The organism is Caballeronia sp. NK8, from assembly GCF_018408855.1.
Lineage (GTDB): Bacteria > Pseudomonadota > Gammaproteobacteria > Burkholderiales > Burkholderiaceae > Caballeronia.
Window position 1 is genome coordinate 1,442,244 of the sequence record NZ_AP024322.1, and the last position, 12,854, is coordinate 1,455,097.

The window sequence follows — 12,854 nt, forward strand, 5'->3', positions numbered from 1 at the left end:
GCGTCGTCCCGACTCAGACCGAACCGAACCTCAGCCGCACGAGTTGCTCGGCTTCGTTGGCGAGCAGGCGCGCGGCGTCGCGGATCGCCGTGTCGAGCGTGATCGGCCCCGGCGCGGGCGAGAAGCAGCCGCTGAAAAATTCGGACAGGCGCGGCAGCGCGGCCGAATCGACGGCGCCCGACAGCAGCGTCGCCGGCACGCCGTGGTCGCGCGCGTGCTTGCAGGCGATGAACGGCGCCTTGCCGTGCAGCGTCTGCACGTCGGAGCGGCCTTCGCCGGTGATCAGCCAGTTCGCGCCCTCGAGCGCGGCATCCAGCCCGATTTCGCGCGCGACCACTTCGGCGCCCGTCTCGAAGCGCGCGCCGAGCATGTGCAACGCGAAGCCGAGCCCGCCCGCCGCGCCCGCGCCGGGTTCGTCGCGCTTCGCGACGCCCATCGCGGGTTCGAGCAGATCGGCGAAATGGGCGAGGGCGGCGTCGATCGTCGCCACCTGTTCGGGCGTCACGCCTTTCTGCGGACCGAAGATCGCGGTCGCGCCGTGATCACCGTTGAGCGGATTGTCGACGTCCGACATGCCGACGAACTGCGCGTCCTTCACGCGCGGATCGAGCCCCGACGCGTCGATGCGCGCGATCTGCGCGAGCGCCGACGGCACCGGCGCCAGTTCCTTGCCGGCCGCATCGAAGAGTTTCAGCCCGAGGCCGACGAGCAGGCCCGCGCCGCCGTCGTTCGTGCTGCTGCCGCCGAGCGCGACGTAGAACGTGCGCGCGCCGGAATCGAGCAGCGCGCGAATGGCCTCGCCCATGCCGAGCGTGCTGCGTTCGGTGACGGGAACCGCCATCCCGTCCGGGTCCGTGATGCCGACGACTTCCGCCGTCTCGACGATCGCGCCGCCGTCGGCGAGCAGGCCCGTGGCGGCATCGCGGCGCGCGGCGGCCGCGCCGCGCACGTTCAGCATGCGGCGCTCGCCGCCCGCCGAGAGCATCGCGTCGAGCGTGCCTTCGCCGCCGTCGGCCATCGGGCGGATCCGGATGTCGGCGTCCGGCCGCGCGCGCCTGATGCCTTCCGCGATGGCGTTCGCGACCCCTTCCGCGGACAGCGAGCCCTTGAAAGAATCGGGAGCGATGACAACTACAGGAGCAGCAGACGTGGCGTTAGGCATGGTGTCTCGAATGTTCTGGTGTTGAAGGAGCGATCGGAAGCCGCGGCGAGGCCCGATTCATGCACTTGTTGCATGCTTCTCATGCCTTGCGGCAATGGATTGCGCGCCGCGCGGCCTGATCGCGTGAATCATGCGCCGGCAAGCTTATCAGCGCGGCGCGCGACGCAAAATAGCGGCGCGCCGATAGCGGGAATTGTGCGCGCGCGAGCGCGTCGGGAAAACGCGGATTTACGCCAGAATCCATCCCAAAAACGGGCGCTTTTTCGGTCAAATTCAGCCGAAACGGCAGGTTCGCGGCTTCGTTGTCCGGCCCCTCGCCATTTGTTTGCTAAAATGCTTGGCTCTGTTGACTGACACCGTGTCGGGCGACGGCCCGGCATCGCCGCGAGGCGCGCATTGCGTGCGCTTCGGGCGCCAGGCGTCGATTTCGGCCGGCTCACGCAGAGTCCGCACCCGGACCCGCGCCTTTAGAACCGCGGAAGAACCGAACACCGAATTTACGATTTACTCTAGGACGATTTCAGCCATGGCTAACGTAGTTGAGAACCTCGGCAAGCTCGAACGCCGCGTGACCATTTCCCTGCCGAAGGACACGGTGCAGAAGGAAGTGGATTCGCGCATCCGCCAGTTGGCCAAGAACGTGCGCATGCCGGGTTTCCGCCCGGGCAAGGTGCCGCTCAAGATGGTGACGCAGCAGTATGCCGGTCAGGTCGAGGCCGAAGTGCTGAGCGACAAGGTCGGCAAGGAATTCTTCGACGTCACGCGCGCCGAGAACCTGCGCGTCGCGGGCCAGCCGAGCTTCGCGCCGAAGTCGGAAGCCGCCGCCGACGCCTACGCGTTCGACGCGACCTTCGAGGTCTATCCCGAAGTGAATCTCGGCGACGTGGCCACCGCTGAAATCGAACGCACGGTCACGACCATCTCCGAAGCCGAAGTCGACCGCACGCTGGACATCCTGCGCAAGCAGCGCGTGCACTTCCACGCACGCGGCGAAGCCGGCGAGCACGGCGACGGCGGCCCGAGCACGGCAGCAGCCGACGGCGACCGCGTCACGCTCGACTTCGTCGGCAAGATCGACGGCGTCGCGTTCGAAGGCGGCAGCGCGGAAGACTTCGCGTTCGTGCTGGGCGAAGGCCGCATGCTGCCTGAATTCGAGCAAGCCGCAACGGGCCTGAAGGCCGGCGAATCGCGCGAATTCGACCTCAAGTTCCCCGAGGACTATCACGGCAAGGACGTGGCGGGCAAGACGGCGCAGTTCACGATCACGCTCAAGAAAATCGAATGGCCGCATCTGCCGGAAATCAACGCGGAATTCGCGAAGTCGCTCGGCATCGAAGACGGCGATCTCACGAAGATGCGTACCGAGATCAAGGACAACCTGGAGCGTGAAGCCAAGCGCCGCACGCAGCAGATCGTGAAGAACCAGGTCATGGACGCGCTGCTCAAGATCTCCGAGCTGGACGTGCCGAAGGCGCTGATCGAGCAGGATCAGCAGCGCCTCGTCGAAATGGCCCGCCAGGACCTGCAGCAGCGCGGCGTGCCGAACGCCGCCGACGCGCCGATCCCGGCTGAAATGTTCGCTGAACAGGCCGAGCGCCGCGTGAAGCTGGGCCTCGTGCTGGCCGAACTCGTGAAGGCCAACGAACTGCAGGCGAAGCCCGAGCAGATCCGCGCTGAAGTGGACGAATTCGCCAAGAGCTACGAAGACCCGAAGGAAGTCGTCCGCTGGTATTATTCGAACCAGCAGCGCCTCGCCGAGATGGAAGCGTACGTCGTGGAAAGCAACGTCGTCGATTTCGTCCTGGGCAAGGCCAAAGTGACCGACAAGGAAGTCAGCTTCGAGGAACTGGCCAGCGCAACGGCGCAAGCCTGACGCGATAGGCAGGGGGCGTGCGGAGTCGTCGGACTGACGGCCCGCACGCCTTTTTTGCATTAAAGTTTGGGCGTTTGCATGCCGTTCTACTGGATGTTCCTTTGTCGTTCAGTATCCCTATTCCGAACAAGGAAATTGCATGACCTTTCGCGCTGAATTGCTCGATACGTTGGCGTCCCACGCAACGCGGGACTTCGAAGCCCAGGCGCTCGGCCTCGTTCCGATGGTCGTGGAAACGAGCGGCCGCGGCGAGCGAGCCTATGACATTTACTCGCGCCTCCTGAAGGAGCGCGTGGTGTTTCTCGTCGGCGAGGTGAACGACCAGTCGGCGAACCTCGTCGTCGCGCAGCTGCTGTTCCTCGAAAGCGAGAACCCGGACAAGGACATCAGCCTGTACATCAACAGCCCGGGCGGCTCGGTCTCGGCCGGCATGGCGATCTACGACACCATGCAGTTCGTGAAGCCGGACGTGTCCACGCTGTGCATGGGCCTCGCCGCGAGCATGGGCGCGTTCCTGCTGGCGGCGGGCGCGAAGGGCAAGCGCGTCGCGCTGCCGAACGCGCGCGTGATGATCCACCAGCCGCTCGGCGGCGCGCGCGGTCAGGCATCGGACATCGAAATCCAGGCGCGGGAAATCCTGTACCTGAAGGAACGTCTGAATCAGTTGCTGTCGCATCACACGGGTCAGCCGGTCGAGCGCATCGCGCGCGACACCGATCGCGACAACTTCATGTCGGGCGACGATGCGCAAGCTTACGGCCTCGTCGACCAGGTGCTTCACAAGCGTCCCTGAAGGCGTCCGGAGCGGCGCCGCGCCGGCGCCCGGAGACGGTGCCGGCCCAGTAGCGAAGTCGCGCATGCGGCGCAACGCCAGAACGCGCTTCGTTCGGTATCGCAAGGTGCGAATCTGCGAGGGCGAATCGAAGGGCGTATCATGTAACAAGAGTGTCCGGAGGCTTACACATTTATGGCGGACAAAAAAGGTTCCAGTAGCGAAAAGCTGCTGTATTGCTCGTTCTGCGGCAAAAGCCAGCATGAGGTGAAAAAACTCATCGCTGGGCCGTCGGTGTTCATCTGCGATGAATGTATCGACCTGTGCAACGAGATCATTCGCGACGAGGCGGCTGGCGCGGCGGATGAGGCCGGGCTGACCAAGTCAGACCTGCCGAGCCCGCAGGAAATCAGCGATATTCTCAATCAGTACGTGATCGGCCAGGAACGCGCGAAGAAAATTCTCGCGGTGGCCGTGTACAACCACTACAAGCGTCTCAAGCATCTCGACAAGAAAGACGAAATCGAGTTGTCGAAGAGCAATATCCTCTTGATCGGACCGACCGGTTCGGGCAAGACGCTGCTCGCGCAGACGCTTGCGCGCATGCTGAACGTGCCGTTCGTGATCGCGGACGCAACCACGCTGACCGAAGCCGGTTACGTCGGCGAGGACGTCGAGAACATCATTCAAAAGTTGCTGCAGAACTGCAACTACGAAGTCGACAAGGCGCAGCGCGGAATCGTTTACATCGACGAAATCGACAAGATCAGCCGCAAGTCGGACAACCCGTCCATCACGCGCGACGTGTCGGGCGAGGGCGTGCAACAGGCGCTGCTCAAGCTGATCGAGGGCACGATGGCGTCGGTGCCGCCGCAAGGCGGACGCAAGCACCCGAATCAGGATTTCATCCAGGTCGATACGACCAACATCCTGTTCGTGTGCGGCGGCGCGTTCGACGGGCTGGAAAAGGTCATCACCGATCGCACGGAGAAGACTGGTATCGGTTTCGGCGCGAGCGTGAAGAGCAAGCAGGATCGCGACGCCGGCGAAGTGCTGCGTGACGTCGAGCCGGAAGATCTGATCAAGTTCGGCTTGATTCCCGAGCTGATCGGCCGTCTGCCCGTCGTGGCGACGCTCGGCAAGCTCGACGAAGCCGCGCTGGTGAAGATTCTGATCGAGCCGAAAAACGCGCTCGTGAAGCAGTATCACAAGCTCTTCGCGATGGAACGCGTGGAACTGGAGATCCGTCCGGCGGCGCTGCAGGCCATCGCGCAGAAGGCGATTCGCCGCAAGACCGGCGCGCGCGGCCTGCGTTCGATTCTGGAACAGGCGTTGCTCGACGTGATGTACGAACTGCCGACCATGAAGGGCGTTTCGAAGGTGATCGTCGACGACAACACGATCGACGGCGACGGCAAGCCGCTGCTCATCTACGAAGATGCACCCAAGGTAGCTGGATCGAACTGAAGCAGGCTGTGTGTCGGCGAAAGGCCGTTCATGGCGACGTGAACGGCCTTTTATTTTTTTCGGTTTATCTTGTGGACGTTACTGACGCGATCTTTGACTACCGACTTTTCCCTTCCGATAAAGGCTTGCAATAGCTCTGAACGGCCTTACTTACGACTGAACTGATTCCATTAATGGGGAAATGAAATGTCAGGAACCCAACTCCTCCCGCAGGAACGCATTACGCTGCCGCTGCTCCCGCTGCGCGACGTAGTCGTTTTCCCGCATATGGTGATTCCGCTCTTCGTCGGGCGGCCCAAGTCGATCAAGGCCCTCGAAGCCGCGATGGAAGGCGGCAAGCACATCATGCTCGTCGCCCAGAAGACGGCGGCTAAAGATGAACCGACCGAAAAGGACATGTACGAAGTGGGATGTGTCGCCAACATCCTGCAAATGCTGAAGCTGCCCGACGGCACAGTGAAGGTGCTCGTCGAAGGTTTGCAACGCGCCAAAACGCTCTCGATCGAAGAGCAGGAAACGCAATTCTCGAGCGACGTGATGCCGCTCGAGCCGGATCACGCCGACAGCGCTGAAACCGAAGCGCTGCGCCGCGCGATCGTTTCGCAATTCGATCAGTACGTGAAGCTCAACAAGAAGATTCCGCCGGAGATCCTGACCTCGCTGTCGGGCATCGACGAGGCGGGTCGTCTTGCCGACACCATCGCCGCGCATCTGCCGCTCAAGCTCGATCAGAAACAGCACATCCTCGAGATGTTCCCTGTGATCGAGCGGCTGGAGCATTTGCTCGCCCAGCTCGAAGCAGAAATCGACATTCTTCAGGTCGAAAAGCGCATCCGTGGCCGCGTAAAGCGCCAGATGGAAAAGAGTCAGCGCGAGTACTACCTGAACGAACAGGTCAAGGCAATCCAGAAGGAACTGGGCGAAGGCGAAGAGGGCGCGGATCTCGAGGAACTCGAGAAGCGCATCACCGCCGCGCGCATGCCGAAGGAAGCCAAGAAGAAAGCCGATGCCGAGCTCAAGAAGCTGAAGCTCATGTCGCCGATGTCCGCGGAAGCGACCGTCGTGCGCAATTACATCGACACGCTGATCGGCCTGCCGTGGCGCAAGAAGAGCAAGGTCAACAACGACCTCTCGAACGCCGAACGCGTGCTCGACGAAGACCACTTCGGTCTCGAGAAGGTGAAGGAACGCATTCTCGAGTATCTCGCGGTTCAGCAACGCGTCGAGAAGGTGAAGGCGCCGATTCTGTGCCTCGTCGGGCCTCCGGGCGTCGGCAAGACCTCGCTCGGGCAGTCGATCGCCCGCGCGACGAATCGCAAGTTCGTACGCATGGCGTTGGGCGGCGTGCATGACGAATCGGAGATTCGCGGTCACCGCCGTACGTATATCGGCTCGATGCCCGGCAAGATTCTGCAGAGCCTGTCCAAGGTCGCGGTGCGCAATCCGCTTTTCCTGCTCGACGAAGTCGACAAGATGGGCATGGATTTCCGCGGCGATCCGGCCTCCGCGCTGCTCGAAGTGCTCGACCCGGAACAGAACCACACGTTCGCGGACCACTACATCGAAGTGGACTTCGACCTGTCGGACGTGATGTTCGTGGCGACGTCGAACTCGCTGAACATTCCGCCGCCGCTGCTCGACCGGATGGAAGTCATCCGCCTGTCGGGTTACACGGAAGACGAGAAGGTCAGCATCGCGACGCGTTACCTGTTGCCGAAACAGAAGCGCAACAACGGCCTGAAGGACGGTGAGATCGACGTCACGGAGCAAGCCATCCGCGACATCATTCGCTACTACACGCGGGAAGCGGGCGTGCGTTCGCTCGAACGTGAAATATCGAAGATCTGCCGCAAGGTGGTGAAGATGCTGCTGCTGAAGAAGGCCGAAGGCGCGGTGAAGGTCGACGGTTCGAACCTCGACACCTTCCTCGGTGTGCGCAAGTACGACTTCGGTCTGGCCGCGAAGGAAAACCAGATCGGTCAGGTGACGGGTCTCGCGTGGACGGAAGTCGGCGGCGATCTGCTGACGATCGAAGCAGCGGTGATGCCCGGCAAGGGCGGCGTGATCCGCACCGGCTCGCTCGGCGACGTGATGAAGGAATCCGTCGAAGCGGCGCGCTCGGTGGTGCGTTCGCGTTCGCGGCGCCTGGGCATCACGGATGAATCCTTCGAGAAGAAGGATATCCACATCCACGTGCCGGAAGGCGCGACGCCGAAGGACGGTCCGTCCGCCGGTATCGCGATGACCACGGCGCTGGTGTCGGTGCTGACGGGCATTCCGGTTCGCGCGGATGTCGCGATGACGGGCGAAATCACGCTGCGCGGCGAAGTGCTGCCGATCGGCGGGTTGAAGGAGAAGCTGCTGGCGGCGCATCGCGGCGGCATCAAGCTCGTGCTGATCCCTGAGGAAAACACGAAGGATCTGGCCGACATTCCCGACAACGTGAAGAACGCCATCGAGATCGTGCCGGTTCGCTGGATCGATCGTGTGCTGGAACTGGCGCTCGAACGCGCACCGGAATCCTTGCCTGAAGAAGAGGCGAAGGCGACGCCGGTCGCAGCCGAGCAGCAAAAGGACGCGCCTGCAGCGGGCGAGTTCGTGAAGCACTGACGCGCATCGGGCGGCACGGCTCTATCGCCGTGTTGCGTGATCGACTCTAAAACCCGCGGGCTCATGCTCGCGGGTTTTTCTTTTTGCGCGCGGCTTTTCGAAGATATCTTCTAAAGCACCGCAAACCCGCGCCGAATAAGGCTCAACCCCCGTTGACACGGTTCTTTCGGCTAAGTTAAATGAGCGCCGCATCCAAACTTATCGAGATGCGATTCGCATCGATGCGGGACCAGATCGATTACAACGTGCCAATACTGATTCGGGGATCACAATGAACAAGACGGAACTGATCGACCATATCGCGCAGCATGCCGATATTTCCAAGGCCGCTGCCGGCCGCGCACTCGAAGCGGTGATCGGCGGCGTGCGCGCGACGCTGAAGAAGGGCGGCACGGTGACGCTCGTCGGCTTCGGCACGTTTGCCGTAGGCAAGCGCACCGCGCGCACGGGCCGCAATCCGCGCACCGGCGATGCGATCAAGATCAAGGCCGCGAAGGTCCCGAAATTTCGCCCTGGCAAAGCGCTGAAGGATGCGCTAAACTAGCGGACTCGCTGGATACGGGCTTTGCAAAACGAAGTTCTCAATTCAGCGCTGCGCAAACCGGATGAATTGCGGACCGGGTGCTTAGCTCAGTTGGTAGAGCGGCGCCCTTACAAGGCGTAGGTCGGGAGTTCGAGCCTCTCAGCACCCACCAGGTTTCAATTCATTGCGCGCTACCCAGGAGCGGTAGTTCAGTTGGTTAGAATACCGGCCTGTCACGCCGGGGGTCGCGGGTTCGAGTCCCGTCCGCTCCGCCAGAATCGAACATGAGGTCCCGCAAGCTGCGAAGCGTGCGGGACTTTTTGCTTTTCGCCGCGCAGTTGCCGTGCGTTTGCCGCTCGATCAAGAGTGCTAATCATCGCAACGCGAGGATTGCGCAATTTGACCCAATCGCGGGTTAAATGCCTGATAGATAAAACAATTCACATCATTTCGAGGGTACGACTGCGCGCAGGTCGTCTGTCCGATGGCTCATTCGCGCACCGCCTTTCGCCTTTTCCTCTGCCACTGTTGTAATATCGAGCGTTTTGTTCTGACAACGCAGCGCTACGCATGCTCGACTTCTTCCGTAATCACCAGCGCCTGATGATGGCTCTGCTGATCCTGATCATCGTGCCCGGTCTGGGCATGGTCGGGATCCAGGGATTCAGCAACTATTTCGACGAAAGTTCTTACGTGGCCAGCGTGAACGGTCACAAGATCACGCGCGCCGAATTCGACAGCGCTTTCCGCCAGCAAGTGGACCGCGCCCGCTCGATGCTCGGTTCGCAGTTCGACGCCAAGATGTTCGATTCGCCCGAAACGCGCGCCGCGATGGTCGACAGCCTCGTGCAGCAACGCGCCATGGCCGACGAAACCCAACGCCTGCACCTGACCGCGTCGGATGACGCCGTGCGCCGCGCGCTGCTCTCCGATCCCGTGATCTCGTCGCTGAAGAATCCTGACGGCACGATCGACCTCGAACGCTACAAGCAACTGCTCGCGATGCAGGGCATGACGCCCGCGCAATACGACGAGCGCATGCGCTATCAGATCGCGACCGACCAGATTCCGGGCAGTATCCAGGCGACATCTTTCACGTCGAAAGCGCTCGCGCAGAGCCTGACGGAACTCGCCGAGCAGAAGCGCTCGGTGCAGGGCCTGTCGCTGCGCGCGGCTGACTACGCCGCGAAAATCCAGCCGACGGACGCGCAACTCACGGCCTACTACGAAGCGCATCGCAACGACTTCGCGACGCCGGAGACGGCCACGATCCAGTACCTCGTGCTGTCGCCGTCGTCGATCGCGGCAGCGTCGAAGGCGACCGACGCCGATCTCAAGAAGTATTACGACGACAACATCCAGCGCTATCGCACGGAAGCGGAAGTGCGCGCGAGCCACATTCTCGTGAACGCACCGAAGGACGCAAGCGCGGCCGACAAGGCGAAGGCAAAACAGAAAGCCGAAGAACTGCTGGCGCAGGTCAAGGCGCATCCGGACCAGTTCGCGCAGATCGCGCAGAAGAGTTCGGACGATCCGGGCTCCGCGAGCAAGGGCGGCGATCTCGGCTACTTCGCGCGCGGGCAGATCGCCGGCGGCAAGGCCTTCGACGACGCCGCCTTCGGTCTCAAGAAGGGCGAAGTGAGCAATGTCGTCGAGTCGGACTTCGGCTATCACATCATCCAGGCGACCGACGTGAAGCCCGCCGTCACGAAGCCGTTCGATGAGGTGAAGGACGCGATCGCGAAGGACTACGCGGCTCAGCAAGGCACGAAGGGTTTCGCTGACAACGCGCAAGGCTTCACCGATCTCGTTTATGAGAAGGCGAAGACGCTGCAACCCGCAGCCGACAAATACAAGCTGACGATCCAGACAGCGACGGTCGGCCCGAAGCCGAATCCGCAACTGCCGCAGGACAGTCCGCTCAACAATCCGAAGTTCCTCGCGGCCGTCTTCGCGCCGGACTCGGTGAAGGACCGCAACAACACACAGGCGATGGATGTCGGCAACAGCACGCTGATCGCCGCGCGCGTGACCGACTACAAGGCATCGAGCGTTCCCGCGTTCGACGTGGTGAAGGACGACGTGCGCAAGAAGGTCATCGCGGAAATGGCCGCCGCCACGGCGAAGAAGGAAGGCGAGGCGAAGCTCGCGGACCTGCAGAAGTCGAAGTCCACCGAGGGCTTCACATCGCCGATCACGGTATCGCGTAACGACGCGCAGGGCTTGCCGCCCGCCGCGCTGAGCGCGATCTTCAAGGCGGATGCGTCGAAGCTGCCGTCCTATGTCGGCGTGGATCTCGGCGTGGACGGTTACGCAATCTATCGCGTGAACGGCATCGAGAAGGCGGCGCCGGTCGCGGCCGATCGTCTCGCGGGCGCGCAACAGCAGGTGGCGCAGGTGTATGCACAGGCCGAGATGGAAGCGTATCTCAAGTCGTTGAAAGAGCGCTCGAAGGTCAAGCTGAGCCAGGCTCCGCCGCCGTCATCGAACTGATTGATCTGTGTTGATCATGAAAAAGCCCCGCTTCTGAAAAGATGCGGGGCTTTTGTTTGGCCTATGCCGCCCTGAAAGCGCGGCAAGCGCAAAACCGAGCGTTACTTACAGGCAAGCCTGAATGTCGCCGGTTGCCTGACTGCCGGCCGCACCCGAGGCGCGGAAACCGACCCACGAGCCCGGACCGGACCAAGCCGGATGAATGATGGCCGCTGCGCCATTCGGCGGCTGCTGGCCGGGAACGTACACATCGACGGCCTTGTCGTTTGCGAGCGTATCTTGCGACACGACCTGCTGCTGCGACTTGTCAGCCCACTTCTGGGCGACGCATTGCGCGATGACCTTCGGCTCTTTCTGGCTCGTGCCGACTTGCTGCACGCCGGCGGGCGGTTGCGCGGCGCAGGCCGAGATCGCAACGGTCAGGGCGAGAAGAGGGGCAAGTTTCACGTGACCTCCTTGTAGAGTCGCTCATATGACGAGCGGGGTTATAAGAGTGACGCGAAAGTCTCAGATGTCTGAATCGTGGCCGTGTTTCCGCGTTGTTGAAAAAAGCTGTCGCGGCCGGCGCGTCGTCTTCAATGCGCGGCGCTTGCGCCCAGCAAGGGTTTCAAGATTGGCCAGACGTTATCCAATAGCAATGGCTGGGCCTGCACTGTCGGATGGATCTGATCGGCCTGAAACATGGCGGGTTTGTCAGCAATGCCGGCAAGCAGGAAGGGCACGAGCGGCACTTTCTTTTCCTTCGCGATGCGCTCGTAGACCGCGTGGAACTTTTGCGAATAGTCGGGGCCGTAATTGGGTGGAACGTACATGCCGATGAGTAAAACCTTCGCGTGCGCCGCCTGCGACGCATCGACGATACCGCGCAGATTCGTTTCCGTCGTGGCAAGCGGGACGCCGCGCAGCGCATCGTTCGCGCCGAGTTCGACTATCACGATGTCCGGCTTGATGCGTGACAGCACGGCAGTCAGGCGCGCGCGGCCGCCGCTCGTGGTGTCGCCGCTGATGCTCGAATTGGCGACGCTATAATCGAGGCGCTCCTTCGCCAGACGCTCGCGCAAGAGATTCACCCAGCCGGTGTCGCGCGGCAGGCCATATTCGGCCGACAGGCTGTCGCCCAGCACGACGATCGCGGGTTTGGGTTGCGTTGCTGCCTGTGCATCGGCGGCATGCGCGGTCCCGGACCATGCCGCCATCAACGCGATCGCGGGAACGAAGCCGCGCCAGTTCTTTTTCAGAGTGTCCATGCAAAACAATATCGAGCCGGTCATCGAAGTACGGGGTTTAAGCAAGCGGGTGAAGGACGCAACGGGCGAGCTCACGATTCTCGATCAGATCGATCTGTCGATCGCGAAGGGCAGCAGTGTGGCGATCGTCGGCGCATCGGGCTCGGGCAAGTCGACACTGCTCGGCCTGCTCGCCGGGTTGGACAGCGCGAGCGAGGGCTCGGTTCGTCTGCTCGGCAAGGAACTGTCCACGTTGAACGAAGACGAGCGCGCCGCGCTGCGCAGCGGCGCAGTCGGTTTCGTGTTCCAGTCGTTCCAGTTGATGCCGCATCTGACCGCGCTCGAAAACGTGATGCTGCCGCTCGAATTGCGCGCGGAGATACCGCACGGCGAGATCGCGGCGCGCGCACGGTCGCTACTCGAGCAAGTTGGACTGTCCCAGCGTACCGCGCATTATCCGAAGCTGCTTTCCGGCGGCGAACAGCAGCGCGTCGCGCTCGCGCGAGCCTTCGTCACGCATCCTGCCGTGCTTTTCGCCGACGAACCCACCGGCAGCCTCGACGCCACCACCGGCTACGCGATCATCGACCTGATGTTCGAGATGAACCGCCGCAACGGCGCGACACTCGTGCTCGTCACGCATGATGTCGAGCTGGCCGAACGTTGCGACGCCACGGTGACGATCGAAGGAGGGCGGCTGGTGAACGGCCTGAGCGTATAAAAAAGCC

Annotated in this window: 10 protein-coding genes and 2 tRNA genes; 9 read left to right on the top strand and 3 right to left on the bottom strand. The window is 62.4% G+C overall.

Features of this window, described 5'->3' with window-relative positions:
- Positions 1–13: 13 nt before the first annotated feature.
- A complete protein-coding gene (locus NK8_RS06975) occupies positions 14–1,162 on the bottom strand; it encodes a glycerate kinase (protein WP_213228315.1) in 1,149 nt (382 codons plus the stop codon).
- A gap of 526 nt (positions 1,163–1,688) precedes the next feature.
- On the opposite strand from NK8_RS06975, the gene tig reads away from it, so the two are divergent.
- The 8 genes from tig (at position 1,689) to NK8_RS07015 (ending at position 10,900) form a co-directional block, all read left to right on the top strand.
- Positions 1,689–3,035, top strand: a complete 1,347-nt coding sequence (gene tig, locus NK8_RS06980) for a trigger factor (protein ID WP_162065590.1) — start codon at positions 1,689–1,691, stop codon at positions 3,033–3,035.
- Between the two features lie 139 nt (positions 3,036–3,174).
- On the top strand, positions 3,175–3,828 hold the full coding sequence (gene clpP, locus NK8_RS06985; RefSeq protein WP_061176142.1) for an ATP-dependent Clp endopeptidase proteolytic subunit ClpP: 654 nt from the start codon (positions 3,175–3,177) through the stop codon (positions 3,826–3,828).
- 174 nt (positions 3,829–4,002) lie between these two features.
- Positions 4,003–5,274 carry an ATP-dependent Clp protease ATP-binding subunit ClpX gene (gene clpX / locus NK8_RS06990; RefSeq protein WP_061176141.1) on the top strand — a complete coding sequence of 424 codons (1,272 nt, stop codon included), beginning with the start codon at positions 4,003–4,005 and terminating at the stop codon, positions 5,272–5,274.
- Between the two features lie 186 nt (positions 5,275–5,460).
- A complete protein-coding gene (lon, locus tag NK8_RS06995; protein WP_213228317.1) occupies positions 5,461–7,884 on the top strand; it encodes an endopeptidase La in 2,424 nt (807 codons plus the stop codon).
- 217 nt (positions 7,885–8,101) lie between these two features.
- Entirely contained in the window at positions 8,102–8,428 is a 327-nt protein-coding gene (locus NK8_RS07000; protein WP_225936243.1) for an HU family DNA-binding protein, read from the top strand.
- Between the two features lie 75 nt (positions 8,429–8,503).
- Positions 8,504–8,579 (top strand) — tRNA-Val (locus tag NK8_RS07005).
- 26 nt (positions 8,580–8,605) lie between these two features.
- Positions 8,606–8,682, top strand: a tRNA-Asp gene (locus NK8_RS07010).
- A 295-nt stretch (positions 8,683–8,977) separates the two neighbouring features.
- A complete protein-coding gene (locus NK8_RS07015) occupies positions 8,978–10,900 on the top strand; it encodes a SurA N-terminal domain-containing protein (RefSeq protein WP_213228319.1) in 1,923 nt (640 codons plus the stop codon).
- Between the two features lie 105 nt (positions 10,901–11,005).
- Here the strand turns inward: NK8_RS07015 and NK8_RS07020 are convergent, their stop codons facing one another.
- Both NK8_RS07020 and NK8_RS07025 read right to left on the bottom strand, forming a co-directional pair.
- The gene (locus NK8_RS07020) at positions 11,006–11,347 is read right to left on the bottom strand and encodes a hypothetical protein (RefSeq protein ID WP_061176137.1); all 342 of its coding nucleotides are present in this window, start codon (positions 11,345–11,347) and stop codon (positions 11,006–11,008) included.
- Positions 11,348–11,475: 128 nt separating this feature from the next.
- Positions 11,476–12,147, bottom strand: coding sequence for an arylesterase (locus NK8_RS07025; protein WP_213228321.1), 672 nt, complete (start codon positions 12,145–12,147; stop codon positions 11,476–11,478).
- Between NK8_RS07025 and NK8_RS07030 the strand changes: the two genes are divergently transcribed.
- Entirely contained in the window at positions 12,146–12,847 is a 702-nt protein-coding gene (locus tag NK8_RS07030; protein ID WP_213228323.1) for an ABC transporter ATP-binding protein, read from the top strand. The genes NK8_RS07025 and NK8_RS07030 overlap by 2 nt on opposite strands.
- Positions 12,848–12,854: the final 7 nt, after the last annotated feature.